General features: G+C 38.9%; 21 protein-coding genes and 1 other annotated feature. All 21 genes read left to right on the plus strand.

Features of this window, described 5'->3' with window-relative positions:
• Window positions 1-47: 47 nt before the first annotated feature.
• The 21 genes from spoVE (at window position 48) to ACXAE4_RS06655 (ending at window position 20,892) form a co-directional block, all read left to right on the plus strand.
• Window positions 48-1,148: a stage V sporulation protein E gene (gene spoVE, locus ACXAE4_RS06555; RefSeq protein ID WP_475235688.1), complete on the plus strand. Its 1,101-nt coding sequence runs from the start codon at window positions 48-50 to the stop codon at window positions 1,146-1,148.
• Window positions 1,149-1,688: 540 nt separating this feature from the next.
• Complete coding sequence (murB, locus tag ACXAE4_RS06560; RefSeq protein WP_028411473.1) at window positions 1,689-2,594, plus strand: UDP-N-acetylmuramate dehydrogenase; 906 nt, start codon at window positions 1,689-1,691, stop codon at window positions 2,592-2,594.
• Between the two features lie 153 nt (window positions 2,595-2,747).
• A complete protein-coding gene (locus ACXAE4_RS06565; RefSeq protein ID WP_016765445.1) occupies window positions 2,748-3,506 on the plus strand; it encodes a cell division protein FtsQ/DivIB in 759 nt (252 codons plus the stop codon).
• A gap of 427 nt (window positions 3,507-3,933) precedes the next feature.
• Complete coding sequence (ftsA, locus tag ACXAE4_RS06570; protein WP_013058956.1) at window positions 3,934-5,229, plus strand: cell division protein FtsA; 1,296 nt, start codon at window positions 3,934-3,936, stop codon at window positions 5,227-5,229.
• Window positions 5,230-5,270: 41 nt separating this feature from the next.
• On the plus strand, window positions 5,271-6,428 hold the full coding sequence (ftsZ, locus tag ACXAE4_RS06575; protein WP_013058955.1) for a cell division protein FtsZ: 1,158 nt from the start codon (window positions 5,271-5,273) through the stop codon (window positions 6,426-6,428).
• A gap of 276 nt (window positions 6,429-6,704) precedes the next feature.
• Complete coding sequence (gene spoIIGA / locus ACXAE4_RS06580; protein ID WP_014458377.1) at window positions 6,705-7,628, plus strand: sigma-E processing peptidase SpoIIGA; 924 nt, start codon at window positions 6,705-6,707, stop codon at window positions 7,626-7,628.
• A gap of 30 nt (window positions 7,629-7,658) precedes the next feature.
• The gene (sigE, locus tag ACXAE4_RS06585; protein ID WP_013058953.1) at window positions 7,659-8,378 is read left to right on the plus strand and encodes an RNA polymerase sporulation sigma factor SigE; all 720 of its coding nucleotides are present in this window, start codon (window positions 7,659-7,661) and stop codon (window positions 8,376-8,378) included.
• 148 nt (window positions 8,379-8,526) lie between these two features.
• On the plus strand, window positions 8,527-9,306 hold the full coding sequence (sigG, locus tag ACXAE4_RS06590) for an RNA polymerase sporulation sigma factor SigG (RefSeq protein ID WP_013058952.1): 780 nt from the start codon (window positions 8,527-8,529) through the stop codon (window positions 9,304-9,306).
• 345 nt (window positions 9,307-9,651) lie between these two features.
• On the plus strand, window positions 9,652-9,906 hold the full coding sequence (locus ACXAE4_RS06595) for a YlmC/YmxH family sporulation protein (protein WP_013058951.1): 255 nt from the start codon (window positions 9,652-9,654) through the stop codon (window positions 9,904-9,906).
• Window positions 9,907-9,980: 74 nt separating this feature from the next.
• Window positions 9,981-10,802, plus strand: a complete 822-nt coding sequence (pgeF, locus tag ACXAE4_RS06600; protein WP_155017489.1) for a peptidoglycan editing factor PgeF — start codon at window positions 9,981-9,983, stop codon at window positions 10,800-10,802.
• A 7-nt stretch (window positions 10,803-10,809) separates the two neighbouring features.
• Window positions 10,810-11,493 (plus strand): YggS family pyridoxal phosphate-dependent enzyme, encoded by a 684-nt coding sequence (locus ACXAE4_RS06605; RefSeq protein ID WP_028411471.1) that lies wholly within the window; start codon window positions 10,810-10,812, stop codon window positions 11,491-11,493.
• A gap of 16 nt (window positions 11,494-11,509) precedes the next feature.
• The gene (locus tag ACXAE4_RS06610; protein WP_028411470.1) at window positions 11,510-11,974 is read left to right on the plus strand and encodes a cell division protein SepF; all 465 of its coding nucleotides are present in this window, start codon (window positions 11,510-11,512) and stop codon (window positions 11,972-11,974) included.
• A gap of 3 nt (window positions 11,975-11,977) precedes the next feature.
• Window positions 11,978-12,247: a YggT family protein gene (locus ACXAE4_RS06615; protein ID WP_014458382.1), complete on the plus strand. Its 270-nt coding sequence runs from the start codon at window positions 11,978-11,980 to the stop codon at window positions 12,245-12,247.
• Between the two features lie 50 nt (window positions 12,248-12,297).
• Complete coding sequence (locus tag ACXAE4_RS06620; RefSeq protein WP_013058946.1) at window positions 12,298-13,071, plus strand: YlmH family RNA-binding protein; 774 nt, start codon at window positions 12,298-12,300, stop codon at window positions 13,069-13,071.
• An 84-nt stretch (window positions 13,072-13,155) separates the two neighbouring features.
• On the plus strand, window positions 13,156-13,650 hold the full coding sequence (locus ACXAE4_RS06625) for a DivIVA domain-containing protein (RefSeq protein ID WP_013058945.1): 495 nt from the start codon (window positions 13,156-13,158) through the stop codon (window positions 13,648-13,650).
• Window positions 13,651-13,719: 69 nt separating this feature from the next.
• Window positions 13,720-13,940: a binding site (T-box leader), on the plus strand.
• A 71-nt stretch (window positions 13,941-14,011) separates the two neighbouring features.
• A complete protein-coding gene (ileS, locus tag ACXAE4_RS06630; protein WP_154973131.1) occupies window positions 14,012-16,777 on the plus strand; it encodes an isoleucine--tRNA ligase in 2,766 nt (921 codons plus the stop codon).
• A gap of 170 nt (window positions 16,778-16,947) precedes the next feature.
• The gene (locus ACXAE4_RS06635) at window positions 16,948-17,235 is read left to right on the plus strand and encodes a conjugal transfer protein TraR (RefSeq protein ID WP_028411468.1); all 288 of its coding nucleotides are present in this window, start codon (window positions 16,948-16,950) and stop codon (window positions 17,233-17,235) included.
• 80 nt (window positions 17,236-17,315) lie between these two features.
• A complete protein-coding gene (gene lspA / locus ACXAE4_RS06640; protein ID WP_013084844.1) occupies window positions 17,316-17,783 on the plus strand; it encodes a signal peptidase II in 468 nt (155 codons plus the stop codon).
• The gene (locus ACXAE4_RS06645) at window positions 17,780-18,694 is read left to right on the plus strand and encodes an RluA family pseudouridine synthase (RefSeq protein WP_475235698.1); all 915 of its coding nucleotides are present in this window, start codon (window positions 17,780-17,782) and stop codon (window positions 18,692-18,694) included. The genes lspA and ACXAE4_RS06645 overlap by 4 nt, the downstream gene beginning before the upstream one ends.
• 191 nt (window positions 18,695-18,885) lie before the next feature.
• On the plus strand, window positions 18,886-19,428 hold the full coding sequence (gene pyrR, locus ACXAE4_RS06650) for a bifunctional pyr operon transcriptional regulator/uracil phosphoribosyltransferase PyrR (protein WP_013058940.1): 543 nt from the start codon (window positions 18,886-18,888) through the stop codon (window positions 19,426-19,428).
• Between the two features lie 156 nt (window positions 19,429-19,584).
• Window positions 19,585-20,892 carry a uracil-xanthine permease family protein gene (locus tag ACXAE4_RS06655; protein ID WP_028411467.1) on the plus strand — a complete coding sequence of 436 codons (1,308 nt, stop codon included), beginning with the start codon at window positions 19,585-19,587 and terminating at the stop codon, window positions 20,890-20,892.
• Window positions 20,893-20,969: the final 77 nt, after the last annotated feature.

Consider the following 20,969-nt stretch of genomic DNA (forward strand, 5'->3'; position numbering starts at 1 on the left):
ACCTAGAAAATACACTAGCCCTAATCTATTTTTAGAGGTGTGTGACAGTGTCGACAAAAAGGTCTACCCCAGATTTTTTTCTCATAATCGTTACGCTTTCCTTGCTAACCATCGGCCTTATCATGGTATACAGTGCAAGTGCGGTATGGGCTACATACAAGTTTAATGATTCTTTTTTCTTTGCTAAACGCCAGCTCTTATTTGCAGGGCTTGGTGTATGCGCGATGTTTGTCATCATGAATATTGATTATTGGATGTGGCGTACGTGGGCAAAGCCAATTGTAATCATTTGCTTTGTTATGCTGGTACTTGTATTGATTCCGGGAGTAGGGCTAGTACGGAATGGGTCGCAAAGTTGGATAGGAGTTGGAGCGTTTTCGATTCAGCCTTCAGAATTTATGAAGTTTGCTATGATTATATTTTTAGCGAAATATTTATCAGAAAACCAGAAGAAAATTACATCCTTTAGAAAAGGAATGTTACCGGCGTTATTACTGGTTTTCTTACCGTTTGGCATTATTATGATGCAGCCGGATTTAGGAACTGGAACGGTGCTTGTTGGAACTTGTTTAGTCATGATTTTTGTTTCAGGAGCAAAGGTAAGTCACTTTGCAGGTCTTGGGTTGCTTGGCGTTGCCGGTTTTGTAGGGCTTGTTTTATCAGCTCCTTATCGGATTAAACGCATCACCTCATTTTTAAATCCTTGGGAATATCCGCTTGGAAGCGGGTTTCAAATCATTCAATCTCTTTATGCAATTGGGCCGGGGGGATTGCTTGGATTAGGGTTAGGGCAAAGTAGACAAAAGTTCTTTTATTTGCCGGAGCCTCAAACTGATTTTATTTTTGCTATTCTGGCAGAAGAGCTCGGTTTTATCGGCGGAACACTTGTTCTACTTTTGTTTAGCTTATTGCTTTGGAGAGGAATTAAAGTAGCGCTCGGAGCACCTGATCTTTACGGAACGTTTTTAGCCTTAGGAATTATTTCAATGGTTGCGATTCAAGTCATGATCAATATAGGCGTGGTAACAGGTCTTATGCCTGTTACGGGAATTACGCTTCCATTTTTAAGTTACGGCGGATCGTCGCTGACGCTCATGCTGGCAGCAGTTGGAGTTTTGTTAAATGTTAGTAGATATTCTCGCTATTAATTGAAAAAAATTGTATAATGTCAAGTAGGCAATGGTCTACTGAAGTAAACCGTCATCTTAAATCCAAGTGCACGCCGGATTTTGTTGGCGGTTTATTTTCGATTTTTTACAGGTAGATGATATTTTTGTATGAAATGTTTTTAAAATGTAATGTTGTGATAACCAATTTTGAGTCCAACTATGGTATGATGTGTAAGGTTAAATGTTTTATCTTAGTGAGTAGGTGAACGTATGTGCACTTATGAGCGTAGCGTTTTTTTATGACTGTCAGCATGTGTTTAACTTCTAAATGAAAAACGATAAAAAAACAATCAAAATTACTTTATATAGCAGATGAACGTACATTCTATGGGTGAATGTCATACGATAAATAAAAATGATGAAATTGACAACAGAATAGAGTGCCTTCGTAGAAAAAAGGTATCTTACAAGGTGCTGCTGCTTAGTTATGAATCTGTTCTTATTATTCTTATGCATTAGAAGTAAGGGCGCATTGACATGAAAGTTTTATAACAGCAAAGAGGGTTTTAGGAGGTTCTTATGGAAGCGTTAGTAAAAGAGTTAGTCGAAGCGAATATTGGAAAGGTTCGTGAAAATGAACCGCTAGCAAAACATACAACAATGAAAATTGGTGGTCCAGCAGATGTGCTTGTAGAACCTGATTCTGTTGATCACTTAAAAGTTACAATGGATATGATTAAAAAACACGGCGTGAAATGGAGAGCGATTGGTCGAGGATCTAATCTTCTTGTTTCTGATAAGGGAATTGAAGGTGTGGTCATTAAGCTCGGAGCCGGATTAGATGATTTAACAGTAGATGGAGAGACGGTTACTGTAGGTGGGGGATACCCTAGCATCAAGCTTGCAACAGTTATTACAAAACAAGGTCTGTCTGGATTGGAGTTTTCAAGTGGAATTCCTGGATCTGTGGGAGGCGCTGTTTATATGAATGCAGGTGCCCATGGTTCTGATATGTCTCATGTAGTCGAAAAAGCGCTGATTTTATTTGAAGATGGCACTCTGGAGTGGCTGACAAATGAAGAGCTTCAATTTTCGTATCGTCATTCCATTCTACAAAAAGACCGTCCTGGAGTATGTGTAGAAGCTGTGCTGCGTTTGAAAAAGGGAACGAAAGATGATATTGTGGCGGTCATGCAGAAAAATAAAGACTATCGCCGCGAAACACAGCCTTGGAATTTCCCTTGTGCAGGAAGTATTTTTAGAAATCCGCTTCCAAATTATGCAGGAGACTTAATTGAAAAGTCCAACTTAAAAGGTTTTTCAGTAGGCGGTGCGCAAATTAGTGAGCAGCATGCGAACTTCATTGTCAATACAGGAGATGCAACGGCTTCAGACGTGCTGAATTTAATTGCTCATGTTAAGAAAACAATTAAAGAGAAATTCGATATTGATATTCATACAGAAGTTGAGATTATCGGTCGCTAATTACTCAGCCCGTCGCTGTATGGTTATGCGTGAAAAGGTAGCTTTTATGTGTTTATTCTATGCTATAATGGGGATATTCTCATGAAGCAAAGATTGGAAATAAATAGATGGTAAGTCCTCGTTTATTTTCTCAAATGGATAAGGGTGAAAAAAATGGAAAAAGGTAAGTTAATTGTTTTAGAAGATCGTGTACCGAAGCTGCAAGAACAGCGAAAGCAAAAAGCAAATAGACGGCTTATTTTGTATTTATCACTCTTTTTCATCCTTATTTTATTTATTGTATATTCTCAATCTTCTCTGAGTAATGTTTCTAACATTGAAGTACAAGGGAATAAACATGTAAGTGATAAGGATATTGTCAAAGCGAGTGGTCTGTCCAAAAAAACTAGCTACTGGAAAGCTGATGCTGATCAAATTCAAGAAAAAGTCGAAAAAAATCCTGAGGTAAAGGAAGCTGTCATTCACAAAACATTTCCTAATAAGGTCGTAATCGACGTAAAAGAGTACGCAAGAATTGCATATGTAACCTCGGGGAATAAATATTTCCCTGTGAATGAAAATGGAAAAGTTTTAAAAGAAGTAAGTGCTAAGAAAGTGTCATCCGACGCTCCGCTGCTAATTGACTGGAAAGACGGAGACGCTATACAAAGCATGGTTCAAGAATTAGCTAAAACGCCTAAGAGCATAAAAGGGGCTATTTCTGAGATTTACTATGCGCCGACAAAATCAGAACCTCTTCACATCGAGGTATTTATGAATGATACGCGTGAAGTAAGCGGGAAAATTAGCAACTTCTCTGATAAAATTGTTCATTACCCAGCTATTGCAAGTAAATTGAGTGATGATCAAAAAGGCATTATTGATTTAGAAGAAGGATATGCATTTAAACCTTATAAAAAGAGCAAGCAGTAATTATTTTTTATAAGTGTTAATTAAAGGAAATAGATGAGTTGAGACTGGCAAACTAGCCCTTGTACATTGTATAATCACATGCAAGTATTCTGCATACATATGATTTTCTTCTCCGCTGCTGTGAAATGGAAATGTAATATTTGTTCTAGGTAAGTTTCGCTTTTCTCAGTGTACATCTTAGTGTAGACTTGTAGTTAAATAGCTTTTTTTCAGTGAATTTGAGGCTTAAATCTAAAAAAAAGTCAAAACAAGAACGTTTTGTTCTTTGAAAGAGATAAAGTCTGTGAAAAACTTGAAAAAAATTGATTTTACAAAAGGGAAACAGATGTATTTGTTGAATATTTTCATATAATAAAAAATTAATATTGTTGTTCTTCTTAATTTATTTAAGATGACATGTGCAGAAAGAAAAAGGAGGTGCCAAAGAATGAACAGCAATGAAATATACGTTAGTTTAGACATCGGTACATCCAGTGTGAAAGTAATCATCGGAGAGATGAGTAACGATTCATTGAATATCATTGGTGTAGGGAATGTTAAATCACACGGACTAAAAAAAGGTTCTATCGTTGATATAGATGCAACAGTTCAATCTATTCGAAAAGCAGTAGAACAAGCTGAACGAATGGTAGGCATTACAATTAAAAAGGTTGTAGTGGGCATAAGCGGAAATCATGTATTTTTACAGGATTGTCACGGAGTAGTAGCCGTGTCAAGCGAAAATCGTGAAATTACAAACGAAGATATTCATCGAGTAATTGATGCTGCTCAAGTCATGTCTATCCCGCCAGATCGTGAAATCATTGATGTTATTCCAAAGCAATTTATTGTAGATGGCTTAGAAGGTATTAACGATCCTAGAGGTATGATTGGGGTACGTTTAGAAATGGAAGGCACAATCATAACAGGATCTAGAACGGTTTTACATAACTTATTACGCTGTGTAGAAAGAGCTGGTTTAGAAATCAGTGATATTTGTTTACAGCCTCTAGCCGCTGGTTCAATTGCATTATCTCGTGATGAAAAAAACTTAGGTGTCGCACTGGTAGATATCGGTGGAGGTTCAACAACGGTTGCGATCTTTGACCAAGGACATTTGAAAGTAACAAATGTACTAGCTGTTGGCGGAGAGCACATTACCAAAGATTTATCGATTGGCCTTCGCACATCGACTGAAGACGCGGAAAATATTAAGATAAAGCATGGACATGCTTTCTACGATCATGCTTCTGAAGAAGAAGTATTTAGTGTACCGATCATTGGAAGCGATCAGCATCAGCAGTTTAATCAGCTCGAAATCTCTGATATTATTGAAGCTAGATTAGAAGAGATTTTAGATATGATTACGCAGGAGGTAAATCGCCTAGGATACAAAGATATTCCAGGAGGATTTGTTTTAACAGGCGGAGTAGTAGCGATGCCTGGTATTCTTGAGCTAGCTCAAGTGATTTTAAAGAATAACGTGCGCATAGCAGTGCCTGATTATATTGGAGTACGTGAGCCGCATTATACAACAGGCGTAGGATTAATAAAATTTGCATACAAAAATGCTAAAATACAAGGCCGGGAAATTGGAGCGCCAGTTGTGGAAGAAGAGCCGATTGAACAAGAAATGATCAAGCCTAGCCCGAAACCACAGCAGCCGCAACAATCAGCTGAGCAGCCGAAAAAGAAAAATGACCAAAATTTAATGAAGAAGTTTTTTGGATACTTCTTTGATTAACGTTACGGATTGGTAATTTCGAAGAATTAGGAGGAACTATCATGTTGGAGTTTGATACAAGTGTAGACCAATTAGCGACGATTAAAGTAATCGGTGTCGGAGGCGGCGGTAACAACGCGGTTAACCGAATGATTGAACATGGCGTCCAAGGTGTAGAATTTATTGCAGTTAATACAGATGCACAGGCATTAAATTTATCAAAAGCTGAAACAAAAATGCAAATCGGCGCTAAATTAACAAGAGGATTAGGTGCAGGTGCTAATCCAGAAGTTGGTAAAAAAGCAGCTGAAGAAAGTAAGGAACAAATACAAGAAGCACTAAAAGGTGCAGACATGGTTTTCGTAACAGCTGGTATGGGTGGAGGAACTGGAACTGGTGCAGCTCCAGTCATTGCCCAAATTGCTCGTGAGCTAGGAGCACTAACGGTAGGTGTTGTTACTCGTCCATTTACGTTTGAAGGCCGTAAGCGTTCTACTCAAGCGGCAGGTGGCATTGCGTCAATGAAAGAAGCAGTGGATACGCTGATTGTTATTCCAAATGATCGCTTATTAGAAATCGTTGATAAAAACACGCCAATGCTAGAAGCGTTCCGTGAAGCGGATAACGTATTACGACAAGGTGTGCAAGGTATTTCAGATTTAATCGCAGTTCCTGGATTAATTAACTTAGACTTCGCGGACGTGAAAACAATTATGTCTAACAAAGGATCTGCACTTATGGGTATCGGTATTGCGACTGGTGAAAACCGCGCTGCTGAAGCAGCTAAAAAAGCTATTTCAAGTCCACTTCTTGAAACATCTATCGATGGAGCTCAAGGTGTATTAATGAATATCACAGGCGGTACAAACCTAAGTCTTTACGAAGTACAAGAAGCTGCAGATATCGTTGCTTCGGCTTCTGACCAAGAAGTGAACATGATCTTTGGATCTGTTATTAACGAAAACCTAAAAGATGAGATTGTTGTTACAGTTATTGCAACTGGCTTTAGTGACCAAGATTTATCACAGCCAAAACCAGGTCGTCCTTCGTTATCGGCGAATCGCATGCAGCAATCGACACAGCAACCGGCTCCACAGCCGAAGCGTGAAGTAAAGCGTGAAGAACCTGTACAGCAAGAATATACGCGTCCATCTCAGCCACAGTCTGAAGATGCGCTAGATATTCCAACATTCTTACGAAACCGTAATCGTAGACGCTAAGAAAATAAAAAGCCAAGACCTCTGTTTTATACAGAGGTCTTTTTTTATGCAATGAATCTAGAAAACTCAAAAAGAGTATAAAAAACATTCGACATGGTCAATATGACGCCTTCAAAGGGTTTGTGTTTTCTTTCTAAAAGTAGTGTGACAAATATCGAATGATTTCCTCAAAAATACTGCTTGTTTCTCGGCATGAACTGACAGACTTTCTAATAGGATGTACTATATACTAATTTTTAACAGAAAAATTCAGAAAGAATGGAGAGGTTATAAACATTGCCAATCTATTTAGATTTAATATGGATGCTGAATTTTGGGTTAGATACGATCTTACTAATGTTATGTGCTGTTGTACTTAAACGGAATTACAAGTGGTGGCGGCTTTTGCTTGGCGGCTTTATCGGTTCATTGATTGTCCTTCTTATGTTTACACCTTTTTCTCATCTTATGGTTCACCCTGCTATTAAAATTTTATTCTCGTTTTTTATGGTATTGATGGCGTTTGGTTATAAACGACTGCGCTTTTTCTTTGAGAATTTATTAACGTTTTATTTTGCAACCTTTGTTGTGGGTGGAGGGTTAATGGGCGTTCACTTTTTATTTCAAGATCAGTTCCTTGTTCTTAATCAAATGGTTGATACGAAATCTCCACAGTTTGGTGATCCTATTAGCTGGATATTTGTTCTTATTGGTTTTCCGCTATTATCTTATTTTTCAAAAGCACGAGTTGATGATTTGCGAATGAAAAATATTACATTTGATCAGCTGGTAGATGTAGAAGTTATTTTAAACGAACAGACGCTGTCGATGAAAGGACTTATTGATAGTGGGAATCAGCTTGTAGATCCGCTGACGAAAACCCCGGTTATGATTGTTACAGCAGATTCTTTAAAAGAAATATTGCCTGAAGGCTTAATGGAATTAAGCAAAAATGTTCAATCCTTTTCACACAGCGAAGATATTGATCAAGAGTGGTATTCAAAAGTCCGCTTTGTCCCTTATCGAAGCGTAGGCCAAGCCAATCAGCTGCTGCTTGCTCTAAAGCCAGATATGGTAAGGCTGGTTCATCAGTCCAACACGATTGAAGTCACTAAAGTATTAGTAGGTATTAGTCATACAACGCTTTCAGTGGAGAAGCAATATGAATGTATTGTTCATCCCAAGCTTATCGTTATTGGAGAAGTAAGTTCCGCATCGTAAAAGGTGTGAACAAATAAAGGAGGATACACAATGGCTACATATCGAATTCGATTTCAATTATGGTGGTACAAATTATTAATTAAACTTAAGCTAAAAACAGATGAAGTGTACTATATAGGAGGAAGTGAAGCTCTTCCACCACCTTTAACAAAAGATGAAGAAGAAGTGCTCTTGAAGAAACTTCCATCAGGAGATGAAGCAGCACGTTCACTGTTGATTGAGCGTAATTTGCGACTTGTTGTTTATATTGCCCGCAAGTTTGAAAATACGGGAATCAATATTGAGGATTTAATTAGCATCGGCACCATCGGTTTAATTAAAGCAGTAAACACGTTTAATCCTGAAAAGAAAATTAAGCTAGCGACGTACGCCTCTCGCTGTATTGAAAATGAAATTTTAATGTATTTGCGCCGCAACAATAAAATTCGATCTGAAGTTTCATTTGATGAGCCGTTAAATATTGATTGGGATGGAAACGAACTGTTATTGTCTGACGTGATGGGAACCGAAGAAGATATCATCACAAAAGACCTAGAAGCGAATGTAGATCGAAAACTTTTGCTGAAAGCACTGCACCAATTAAATGATCGTGAAAAGCAAATTATGGAGCTGCGCTTTGGGCTAGCCGGCGGAGAAGAAAAAACGCAAAAAGATGTAGCCGATATGCTAGGCATTTCTCAGTCTTATATTTCAAGGCTCGAAAAACGAATTATTAAACGGCTGCGAAAAGAATTTAATAAAATGGTTTAAGTAAAAAAGCTGATTGTATAAGGGCTGAGAAGCATCTTATACAATCAGCTTTTTTAGCGTGAAATTGTCAGAATTGTAAAAGTGCATATTTTTTCCTCCGGAGGAGATACTGAATTCAGAACATCATCTCCTGTTAGGAGGGAAAGAGTTGACAAGAAATAAAGTAGAAATTTGTGGAGTAGATACTTCGAAACTTCCCGTATTAAAAAATGAAGAAATGCGAAAGTTGTTTAAACAAATGCAGGCTGGAGATGGAACAGCAAGAGAAAAGCTAGTAAGCGGAAATTTACGTCTCGTACTCAGCGTGATCCAACGTTTTAACAATCGTGGAGAATTTGTTGATGACTTATTTCAGGTTGGGTGTATTGGATTAATGAAATCCATTGACAATTTTGATTTAAGTCAAAACGTGAAGTTTTCTACATATGCTGTCCCAATGATTATAGGGGAAATTCGCCGCTATTTACGTGACAATAATCCAATCCGTGTTTCTCGTTCCCTTCGTGATATTGCTTATAAAGCTCTTCAAGTTCGTGAAAGGCTTATGAGTGAAACATCCAAGGAACCTACAGCTGAGGAAATTTCAAAAGTCCTAGAAGTACCGCATGAAGAAATTGTGTTTGCTTTAGATGCTATCCAAGATCCGGTTTCTTTATTTGAACCTATTTACAATGATGGCGGAGACCCAATCTATGTGATGGATCAGCTAAGCGATGAACGCAACCGTGATTCAACTTGGATTGAAGAAATTGCTTTGCAAGAAGGTATGAGAAGATTGAACGAGCGAGAAAAACTAATTTTACGAAAGCGCTTCTTCCAAGGTAAAACACAGATGGAAGTTGCTGAAGAAATTGGTATTTCTCAAGCGCAGGTTTCTCGTTTAGAAAAAGCTGCTATTAAACAGATGAATAAAAATATTCAAAGTTAACAAAAGCTCTCTAAACTGGCAGCTGCTCTTGTTCATACAATCAATACCATTCACTTTATTTGATGTTCAACTTAATAAGCATCGTGTCTATAAAAACAGACACGATGCTTATTTTGTATGTATCAATGAATACATAACCAAAAGATATTCATGTTAGATTTCCTATTGCTATGAGGACTTCTCGCTGCTTGTTGAGAATGTCTCTTGATGAAAAACTGTGTAATTAGTGAACAAAATGCTTATAGAAAGAGAATGGCAGAGAAAAAATAAGCTTTTCCTTCATGAAATGAAAATTTGAAAATATATATAGGCTAAGGAATAAAGTTGGCTATAGGAGGAGAGAGCATGTTAAAGATTTCAGAGTTTCAGCTGAAAGATGTAGTGAATGTAGCTGATGGCAAAAAACTTGGAAATGTAGGGGATATTGATATTGACTTAACAACGGGAAAAATACAGGCCGTCATTATCGGAGGCTCTCGTGTATTGGGCTTCTTTGGAAAAGATGATGAAATTGTGATTCCATGGAAAAATATTGTGAAAATTGGTTCCGATGTCATTTTAGTACGTTATAAAGACGCATTTCAGCCTGAAGAGAATTAGTTTTTTGTCAACAGCACCTAGCAATCTGTGGTACAATATGTGAGAACAAATGAAACAAGGGATGTGTCACATACATGAATCCTGAGCCATTAAAAAAAAGCCATCACGAGTCGTTTATGTGGCTGAGCCCTTGGGTAGAAAAGAATGATATGCTTGTTGCTGGTTTCACCACAAAAAATGGTGGCGTGAGTAAACCTCCATTTGCTTCTTTTAACCTAGGGCTTCACGTAAACGATAACGTAGAAGATGTTATTACAAATAGAAAAATTTTAGCAGCCGAACTAGACATGTCTTTTGAAAGCTTTGTATGTGCTGAACAAGTACATGAAGCAACTGTTCAAAAAGTAACAAAAGCCGACTGTGCAAAAGGACTCTACAAGTATGAAGAGGGCATAAAAGCAGCGGATGGCATTTATACAAATGAATCTGATATTTTGTTAGCTTTATGTTATGCAGATTGTGTTCCGCTGTACTTCTATGCGCCTGATCACCATTTAGTTGGTCTTGCTCATGCCGGGTGGAAGGGAACAGTAAAAGATATTGCAGGAAATATGATTCGGCGGTGGGTAGAGCAAGAAAATGTTCCGGTTGAAGATATTTACGTGGCGATTGGCCCTTCGATTGAAGATTGCTGTTATGTTGTCGATAACCGCGTCATTACACAAGTAAACGAAGTAGTTGGCCAAAATGGATATCAAGAAGTAAGCCCTGGACAATACGCGCTTAATTTAAAAAAAGTCAATAAGCTGCTGATTCAAAACGCAGGCGTATTGCCGCAACGAATTTTAACATCGTCGTATTGTACAAGCTGTGAAGATGACCTGTTCTTCTCACATCGCCGCGACCAAGGGAAAACAGGACGCATGTTTAACTTCATAGGCTTTAAGGAGGAGTAATTACATAGTGACAGCTAGCGTAAGTGAAAATCTAGAAGCAGTTCAACAAACAATTGCTGAAGCATGTAAAAAAGTTAATCGAAATCGAGAAGATGTAGAGCTGATTGCTGTAACAAAATACGTTTCCACAAAACGAGCAGCAGAAGCAGTGGATGCAGGCATTTTACATCTTGGAGAAAACAGGGATGAAGGTCTTCTAGAAAAGTATGAATCAATCGGTGAGAAAGCGACCTGGCATTTTATCGGAAGCTTACAAACAAGAAAAGTAAAAAATGTGATTGATAAAGTTGACTATATTCATTCACTGGACCGATTATCTTTAGCAAAAGAAATTGATAAACGTGCAGGACATCGTATAAAATGTTTTGTACAAGTTAATGTTGCCGAAGAACAATCAAAGCATGGCCTTGCTGTAGAAGAGGTAATTCCATTTATTCAATCTCTTGAAACATTTACAAATATCCAAGTAGTTGGATTAATGACCATGGCTCCTCACACAGATGACGAGTCCTTGCTTCGCAGCTGTTTTCAAGGTTTAAAGAAATTGCAGGATCGTATACAAGAACTAAACCTCCCGTATGCACCTTGTACGGAGCTATCAATGGGAATGTCAAACGATTATGCAATTGCAATTGAAGAAGGAGCAACATTCATTCGACTAGGAACCACGCTAGTTGGGAATGAACGTTAAGGAGGTGTAATTCAAGATGAGTATGAAAAATCGCTTTAGAAGTTTTTTTGCTCTTGATGACGATACTGAATATGTAGAAGAACATTACGAACAAGAAGAGTCGGTAGAAGAGCCTGTACAGCAGTCGAGACCAGTGAAAGCTAGTCAGCAGCCGAATCAGCAGCAAAACGTGATTAGCTTGCAAAGCGTTCAAAAATCATCAAAAATGATGCTTTGCGAACCTCGCGTCTATGCCGAAGCACAAGAAATTACGGATCATTTAAAAAATCGTAAAGTCGTAGTTGTTAATTTACAGCGCATTCAACGAGATCAAGCAGTGAGAATTGTCGACTTTTTAAGTGGTACAGTTTATGCTTTAGGCGGGGACATTCAAAAAATTGGAACCGACATCTTTTTATGTACACCTGATAATGTAGACGTAAGCGGAAGCATTTCAGATATGATGGGAGAACACGATACAACAAACGTAAAGAGGTGGTAGTTTTTGGACATCGTTTTTGGGATTCTTGGGCAATTGATTGGTCTTTACTCATGGGCACTGATTATTTACATTTTGATGTCTTGGGTACCCGATGTAAGGGCGTCTAAGTTTGGTCAGCTGCTTGGCAGCATTTGCGAGCCTTACTTAGAGCCTTTTCGTAAAATCATTCCGCCTATTGGCATGATTGATATTTCACCTCTTGTTGCAATCTTTTTACTACGATTTGCGCAAGCAGGTGTACGTTCACTTCACAGTATGGTTGGATTTATTTAAAAAGGAATCGCTGGATTCCTTTTTTACATACCAATAGTAGGAGTAATAATATGTCTATTTATGAACATTTTAGGCAAGAAGAACATGGATTTATTGACCAGGTTCTTCAGTGGAAAGAAGATGTCCTACATCAATACAGCCCAAAATTAACGGATTTTTTAGATCCAAGAGAGCAGCAGATTGTGACAGCTATTGTTGGGACTGAAGGAGAGGTTCAAGTTTCATTTGATGGTGGACAACCGTTTGCTGAACGCAAGCGTGCGCTGCTATATCCGGATTACTATGTGCCTGAAAGCGAAGATTTTCAGTTGCATATGTACGAATTGAATTATCCTAAAAAGTTTGTGACGATTGAACATCCTCAAGTTCTTGGTTCGGCGATGTCCTTAGGACTGCGCCGTTCAAAATTTGGCGATATTTTGGTCGCGGGAGACGATATTCAGCTTGTAGCCGCAGAGGAAATTTCTTCTTATATTGAGATGAATTTAACATCAATTGGAAAAGCCAAAGTTTCACTTTCTTCTATTCAAAGAGAGCAGCTGCATGTGGTAAAAGAAGAGCTGATTGAACACGTTTATACAGTTTCTTCAATGAGGCTTGATGTTTTGCTGTCGACCATTCACAATTTATCAAGACAAAAAGTCCAGCCGTTTATTGCAAATGGAGCGGTAAAAGTAAATTTTAAAGTCATTGAACAGCCTTCTTTTGAATGTCATGAAGGTGATATTTTGTCGCTTCGTGGCCACGGCAGAAGTCGTATCGTTTCACTTGAAGGCAAAACCAAAAAAGAAAAATGGCGAATTGTTGTAGGGAAGCAGAAATAAAGAAATCTACTAGCAGGAAATTTTAAAAATATGTCGAATAAACCATTACTAATGATGTAATGAGACAACACGGAGGTGGCCTAGATGCCTTTAACCCCTTTGGATATTCATAACAAAGAGTTTAATCGCGGGTTTCGCGGATATGATGAAGATGAAGTAAATGAGTTTCTTGACCAAGTAATTAAAGACTATGAGCTGGTAATGCGTGATAAAAAGGAGTTAGAAGGAAGAGTATCTGAATTAACAGATCGTCTTGGACATTTTACTAACATCGAAGAAACGTTAAATAAATCAATTTTAATTGCTCAAGAAGCAGCGGAAGATGTAAAGCGAAACGCTGAAAAAGAAGCGAAGCTCATTATAAAAGAAGCAGAAAAAAATGCGGACCGTATTATTAATGAAGCACTGTCTAAGTCTCGTAAAATTGCGATGGACATTGAGGAGACGAAAAAGCAGTCTAAAGTATTTAGAACTCGTTTCAAAATGTTAATTGAAGCACAGCTTGAAATGTTAAACAGCGATGACTGGGATCAGTTGATGGATTATGAGATGCCAGCGCTAGAAGAAAAAATTGACTAGTCAAGACATCATCTTGACTTCTCACGTTTTGTTGTCATATAATTTGGTAACAGATGAAATTTCATATCAAACAGTACGGAGACAGGGACAGTAGCTTTTTTAGTTTGTCAAAGCGAATCGAGGATGGTGCGAGCTCGATAACAAACAAAAAAGTGAAAATCACCCTAGAGTACCATTGCTGAAATGATGATAGTAAGCAGTGGCGGTTTATTCACGTTACGAATGCAAAGAGGATTTGCGTGCAGCAAATCTACTAGGGTGGTACCGCGGGAGGCCTTCTCGTCCCTTTTTGGGATGAGGAGGTCTTTTTGTTATGGTGCAAAAAGATATGAAATTTACGTTTTTTTTTGGAGGGTAAAACATGGAATATAAAGATACATTATTGATGCCAAAAACTGAATTTCCTATGCGTGGAAATTTACCGAACCGCGAGCCTAAAATGCAAGAACAGTGGGCTGAAATGAATATTTATGAAAAAGTACAAAAACGTACGGAAGGCCGTCCGCTATTCGTCCTGCATGATGGACCTCCATATGCCAATGGCGATATTCACATGGGACATGCCTTAAATAAAATTTTAAAAGATTTTATCGTTCGCTATAAGTCGATGTCAGGCTTCTGCGCACCTTATGTGCCAGGCTGGGATACACACGGCTTGCCAATTGAAACGGCTTTAACAAAAAATAAAAAAGTAAACCGCAAAGAAATGACAGTAGCTGAATTCCGTAAGCTTTGCGAACAGTATGCTTGGGAACAAGTAAACGGCCAGCGTGAGCAGTTCAAGCGTTTAGGCGTACGCGGAGATTGGGATAATCCATATGTAACGCTTCAGCCACAGTACGAAGCGCAGCAAATCAAAGTATTTGGCGATATGGCGAAAAAAGGCTATATCTACAAAGGATTAAAACCTGTATACTGGTCCCCTTCAAGTGAATCTGCTTTAGCAGAAGCGGAAATTGAATACTATGACAAGCGTTCAGCTTCTATTTACGTAGCGTTTAATGTGAAAGATGGTAAAGGCGTGCTTGAACAAGATGAAAAATTCATCATTTGGACGACAACACCATGGACAATGCCAGCTAACCAAGGGATTGCTGTCAATCCCGAGCTTCAGTACAGCGTAGTTGAAGCAGATGGAGCAAAATATGTAGTAGCAACTGAACTTATTGAAACAGTTGCTAAAGAAATTGAATGGGCTGACTATAAGACACTTCGTACAGTAAAAGGTTCAGAACTTGAACGCGTGGTAGCTGAACATCCAATCTATAAGCGTGATTCTTTAGTTGTTCTTGGCGATCACGTAACGACTGATGCTGGTACTGGCTGTGTTCATACAGCACCGGGACACGGGGAAGACGACTTTATCGTTGGTCAAAAATATGGTTTGGAAGTTCTTTGTCCAGTTGATAGTAAGGGTCATATGACGAATGAAGCACCAGGATTTGAAGGATTATTCTATGATAAAGCGAATAAGGCGATTACAGACAAACTAGAAGAAGAAGGCGCGCTGTTAAAATTAAGTTTCATTACCCACTCATATCCACATGACTGGCGTACGAAGAAACCAACAATTTTCCGTGCAACAGCACAGTGGTTTGCGTCTATTAAAGATTTCCGTGAAGATTTATTAAAAGCAGTAGAAAAAACAGAATGGGTGCCTACTTGGGGTGAAACGCGACTTTATAACATGGTGCGTGACCGCGGAGACTGGTGTATTTCTCGTCAACGTGCATGGGGCGTTCCGATTCCAGTATTTTATGCTGAAAATGATGAGCCAATCATTACGGACGAGACAATTGAGCACGTATCAAATCTATTTAGAGAACATGGATCAAACGTATGGTTTGAGCGTGAAGCAAAAGACTTGCTTCCAGAAGGCTTTACTCATGAAGGAAGCCCAAATGGCCGTTTCACAAAAGAAACAGACATCATGGACGTATGGTTTGACTCTGGTTCTTCACATCAAGCTGTTCTTGAAGAGCGTGAAGACTTACAGCGTCCGGCTGATTTGTATTTAGAAGGTTCTGACCAATACCGCGGCTGGTTTAATTCAAGTCTTTCTACAAGTGTAGCTGTAACAGGTGAAGCACCTTATAAAGGCGTACTTAGCCACGGATTTGCTTTAGACGGTGAAGGTCGCAAAATGAGTAAGTCATTAGGGAATGTTGTAATTCCAGAAAAAGTAATGAAACAACTAGGTGCGGATATTTTACGTCTATGGGTAGCTTCTGTAGATTACCAAGCGGATGTTCGTGTATCTGATAACATTTTAAAACAAGTAGCAGAAGTATATCGTAAAATCCGCAACACGTTCCGTTTCTTACTAGGAAACCTAGCGGACTTTAATCCAACAACTGACGCTGTAGCCGTTGAAGACCTTCGTGAAGTAGATCGCTACATGCTTGTGAAGCTGAACAAATTAATTGATAAAGTGAAAAAATCTTATGATTCATATGAATTCTCAAGCATTTATCACGCAGTGCATAATTTCTGTACAATTGATATGAGTTCATTCTACTTAGACTTTGCAAAAGATGTATTGTACATTGAAGCAGAAAATAATGTAGAGCGTCGCAGCATTCAAACGGTTCTTTATGAAACGTTATTATCGTTAACGAAATTAGTGTCTCCAATTCTTTCTCATACAGCAGACGAAGTATGGGTTCACATTCCGAACGTAACGGAAGAAAGCGCGCAGCTAGTTGATATGCCAGAGGTTCAAGAAATTGAAGGAGCAGATCAATTGGTAGAGAAATGGGATGCGTTCATGGAGCTTCGCGATGAAGTCTTAAAAGCGCTAGAACAAGCTCGTAATGAAAAAGTAATCGGTAAGTCTTTAGAAGCAAAATTAACGCTGTATCCAACAGCAGATACGAAAGAGCTGTTAGCCTCTATTTCTGAAAATGTAGGTCAACTCTTCATCGTTTCAGATCTTGAAGTAGCAGAAGGTGAAGCGCCTGCTGAAGCACAAAAATTCAGCTATGCTTCAATTGTTGTAAGTAAAGCAGAAGGTGAGAAGTGTGAGCGCTGCTGGGTAGTATCACCAACAGTTGGCGAAGATCAAGATCACCCAACTTTATGTACACGCTGTGCGGATGTTGTGAAAAATCACTACGTTCAGCAGTAATGAACAAAAGCACGTCCTTTTTGGGCGTGTTTTTTGCTGTACGAAATTCCCAAATACAATGGTATAAAGCATTCAAAGCCTTAGGAAAAACTTGTGTTGTAGATTCGATGGAAAACTCGGTAAACCTAACATCATTAATACTTCATCTTATCAGCACAGGAGGCGTTTGCATGTATGAAAATTATCTTTCCATTGGACAGGAATTAGCTCTTATCAAAGAAGAATTACAAGATCGCCTATTGAGATATGCTACAGAACAATCTGGTTATATAGATGAAAAGGAACGTTACGTAATAGAAATGATTAAAGCCGATTTAAAAGATGTAGAACACGCGCTAGCAAAGCTTGACGTTGGTGCGTTTGGAATTGATGAACTAACTGGCGAAGTGATGTCTATTCATAAATTAAAAGTAATGCCGACGGCCCGCACAAACGAAGATTTATTTGTTTTCTGGTGAGAAGCGAGAAAAAAAATGAATTATGTGCTAAAATGCTTTAGTATGGATTCGTTTGATTTTATTGCGGGAGGAAAACGTTTGTGTTTTATTATCTTATCGCTTTAGCTGTTATACTTATTGATCAGGTAACAAAATGGATGATTGTAAAAGAAATGTATTATGGACAAAGCATTACCGTAATTGAAAACTTTCTTTACATTACCTCTCATCGTAACAGAGGAGCCGCGTGGGGTATTCTACAAGGACAGATGTGGTTCTTTTATCTCATTACGGTGGTTGTGGTAGTCGGTTTAATAATTTATATTCAAAAGCTCAAAAAACAAGATAAATGGTTCGGTATTGCGCTAGCATTAATGTTAGGCGGCGCCATTGGAAACTTTATTGATCGAGTGGTCCGTAAAGAAGTAGTTGATTTCGTAAATACATACATCTTTACGTATGATTTTCCGATTTTTAACGTAGCTGATTCGGCACTTGTCGTCGGAGTAATCATCATGTTTATTATGACGCTGTTTGAAGGGAAAATGAAGAAGGAGCACAAAGAATGAATGTAATTGAAACAGTTATAAATGAAGAACAAGCGGGAGAACGTATTGATAAAGTACTTTCGACTGTAAATGCAGAATGGTCACGTTCACAAGTGCAGCAGTGGATCAAAGAAGGTCATGCAAAAGTGAATGATAAAACCGTTAAAGGAAACTATAAATGTAAAACAGGAGACGCTATTATTATTGAAGTGCCGGAACTAGAGGAGCTTGATGTGGTAGCGGAAGAAATGGATTTAGATATTTATTATGAAGATCAAGATGTGCTTGTTGTAAATAAACCTCGCGGCATGGTTGTACATCCAGCTCCAGGTCATCATAGCGGCACGCTTGTAAACGGCTTAATGGCTCACTGTAAAGATTTATCCGGTATTAACGGCGTTATGCGCCCTGGTATCGTTCATCGAATTGATAAAGATACGTCCGGTTTACTTATGGTTGCAAAAAATGATTTAGCTCATGAATCACTAGTTAGTCAGCTTGTAGCTAAAACAGTGACGCGTCGCTATAAAGCTATCGTTCACGGAGTAATTGCGCACGATCACGGTACAATTGATGCGCCAATCGGCCGAGATAAGCAAGATCGTCAAAGCATGACGGTCACTGATGAAAACAGTCGTGATGCAGTGACGCACTTTACTGTATTACAGCGTTTTAAAGATTTTTCACTTGTCGAATGTAAGCTAGAAACGGGGCGAACACACCAAATTCGCGTTCACATGAAGTATATTGGCTTTCCGCTTGCCGGGAATCCGAAGTACGGACCGAAAAAAACGCTTCCGATTGACGGACAAGCACTTCATGCAGGTGTATTAGGCTTTATTCACCCTCGTACAAATGAATATATGGAATTTGAAGCACCGGCTCCAAAAGAGTTTAATGAGATGCTAGAGCTTATTGAAAAAAGAAGTTGACAACTGTCATAAGTGATGGCATACTTGTATTAACTTAATAAGAACCTTTAAGAACAGTCCAGAGAGGCTGAGAAGGAAACGGTGCAGAAAAGGCATACTTATAGCCTTTTTGAAGAAATATATCTAAAACCAAATCCTCTTGCCTCAAGGCAAGAGGATTTTTTTATGTCAACAACTTGAGGTGAAAAACAGTGAACGTAAAAGCTACCGTCCTTGACGAACAGGCTATCCGCCGCGCTTTAACTCGAATTGCACATGAGATTATTGAAAAGAATAAAGGAATCGAAAATTGTGTGCTAGTGGGGATTAAAACGCGAGGTATTTATATTGCAAAACGTTTAGCAGAACGAATTGCACAAATTGAAGGAAACACATTGCCAGTCGGAGAACTAGACATCACGCTTTACCGGGATGATTTATCGAAAGTGACAAGCAATGACGAACCTCTCGTAAAAGGATCAGATATTCCGACAGATATTGCAAATAAGAACGTCATCTTAGTAGACGATGTGTTATATACGGGCCGTACGGTTCGAGCAGCACTTGATGCACTAATTGATATCGGTCGACCGGAACTCATTCAGCTGGCTGTTTTAGTGGATAGAGGACACCGCGAGCTGCCGATTCGAGCAGACTATGTTGGTAAAAACGTACCGACAGCTAAAAGTGAAAAAATTGCGGTACATTTGATGGAAGTAGACGAAAAAGACCACGTGTCTATTTACGAAAAATAAATTATATACCCTTTTAAATAGTAGTCCCGTGAGGCTGCAAAAGGGGGGTCACTATACAAGGAAAACTATACTGCGGTATAGCGTCTTCCTTGTATGCTGAAAACCTCTTTGCCTCTGCGTAAAGAGGTTTTTTTATAGTGATAGGAGGAAAAACATATGAGTCAACAACGAGATTTTGTACTTGATATACATGATAAACCAAAAGCAGTAAATTGGTTAACATTGAGTCTGCAGCATTTGTTTGCAATGTTTGGATCGACGGTGTTAGTGCCGTTCCTAGTCGGATTCAGCCCGGCAATTGCTTTGATTTCAAGCGGGGTAGGAACGCTTGCTTTCCTGCTCATTACAAGAGGTCAAATTCCTTCTTACCTTGGTTCATCGTTCGCGTTCATCACGCCAATCATTTTCGCAAAAGCTTCGTTTGGACCTGAAGAAACGATGGTTGGCTGTTTCTTAGCCGGACTTGTGTATGGAATCGTTGCTTTGATTATAAAAGGAACAGGAATCAATTGGATTATGAAGCTGCTTCCTCCGGTTGTAGTAGGACCAGTTATTATGGTTATAGGCTTAGGATTAGCTAATACAGCAGTAGGCATGGCGATGAACGATGCAAAAGGAAATTACAGCTTAACTTACCTGATGGTTGCGCTTGTGACACTAGCGATAACAGTTGCTTGCTCAATCTTCTTTAAAAACATTATCAGCCTGATTCCGGTACTGATGGGAATTATCGGCGGATACATCTTCGCTTATACACAAGGATTGGTAGACTTTTCAAAGGTAATGAAAGCAGAGTGGATTGAAATACCTCACTTCTACGTGCCGTTCGTCACATACACGCCGTCCATTTCATTAGGGATTGTGCTTATCATGGTACCTGTAGCAGTCGTAACACTTTCAGAACATATTGGACACATTCTTGTTTTAAATAAGATTGTGGATCGAAACTATATTGAAAAGCCAGGGCTGCACAGATCGATTTTAGGAGACGGAGTAGCCACTATGCTTGCTGCGCTGATCGGCGGACCGCCAAACACAACATATGGTGAGAACATCGGAGTGTTAGCCATCACAAAGGTGCTTAGCGTATTTGTAATAGCAGGAGCAGCAGTCTTCGCGATTTTGTTCGGGTTTGTCGGCAAAATCAACGCTCTTATTTCAAGTATACCAACTCCGGTCATGGGTGGGATTTCAATTCTCTTATTCGGAATCATTGCTTCATCAGGCTTGCGCATGATGGTGGATGCAAAGGTAGATCTTGGATCAAAACGAAACTTAATGATTGCTTCGATTATCTTAGTGTTAGGAATCGGAGGAGCACACTTAGATATCTCAGAACATGTAAAGATTGATAGCATGGCACTGTCTGCTATCATGGGAGTTCTGCTGAATCTAGTTCTGCCGAAAGAGAAGATAAAAGAAGCGGAAAACGTTCAACAAACGTCAGCACGAAAAATTTCATAGAACGCCTTTTAATTGAAATCCAGAGAGGTTTCTAAGGGTGTGTGAAAAGCGCGTTATAGACGAAGCTTGTTTTCTTA

The sequence above is a fragment of the Priestia sp. ABM2_011 genome, assembly GCF_056158845.1.

Coding starts and splice junctions, on each gene's coding strand:
- sigE (WP_013058953.1), top strand. CDS start 7,659: ATGGCTACATATCGAATTCGATTTCAATTATGGTGGTACAAATTATTA.
- murB (WP_028411473.1), top strand. CDS start 1,689: ATGGAAGCGTTAGTAAAAGAGTTAGTCGAAGCGAATATTGGAAAGGTT.
- ACXAE4_RS06645 (WP_475235698.1), top strand. CDS start 17,780: ATGAATGTAATTGAAACAGTTATAAATGAAGAACAAGCGGGAGAACGT.
- ACXAE4_RS06610 (WP_028411470.1), top strand. CDS start 11,510: ATGAGTATGAAAAATCGCTTTAGAAGTTTTTTTGCTCTTGATGACGAT.
- ACXAE4_RS06565 (WP_016765445.1), top strand. CDS start 2,748: ATGGAAAAAGGTAAGTTAATTGTTTTAGAAGATCGTGTACCGAAGCTG.
- ACXAE4_RS06620 (WP_013058946.1), top strand. CDS start 12,298: ATGTCTATTTATGAACATTTTAGGCAAGAAGAACATGGATTTATTGAC.
- ACXAE4_RS06635 (WP_028411468.1), top strand. CDS start 16,948: ATGTATGAAAATTATCTTTCCATTGGACAGGAATTAGCTCTTATCAAA.
- pgeF (WP_155017489.1), top strand. CDS start 9,981: ATGAATCCTGAGCCATTAAAAAAAAGCCATCACGAGTCGTTTATGTGG.
- ftsA (WP_013058956.1), top strand. CDS start 3,934: ATGAACAGCAATGAAATATACGTTAGTTTAGACATCGGTACATCCAGT.
- ACXAE4_RS06655 (WP_028411467.1), top strand. CDS start 19,585: ATGAGTCAACAACGAGATTTTGTACTTGATATACATGATAAACCAAAA.
- ftsZ (WP_013058955.1), top strand. CDS start 5,271: ATGTTGGAGTTTGATACAAGTGTAGACCAATTAGCGACGATTAAAGTA.
- ACXAE4_RS06625 (WP_013058945.1), top strand. CDS start 13,156: ATGCCTTTAACCCCTTTGGATATTCATAACAAAGAGTTTAATCGCGGG.
- ACXAE4_RS06595 (WP_013058951.1), top strand. CDS start 9,652: ATGTTAAAGATTTCAGAGTTTCAGCTGAAAGATGTAGTGAATGTAGCT.
- ileS (WP_154973131.1), top strand. CDS start 14,012: ATGGAATATAAAGATACATTATTGATGCCAAAAACTGAATTTCCTATG.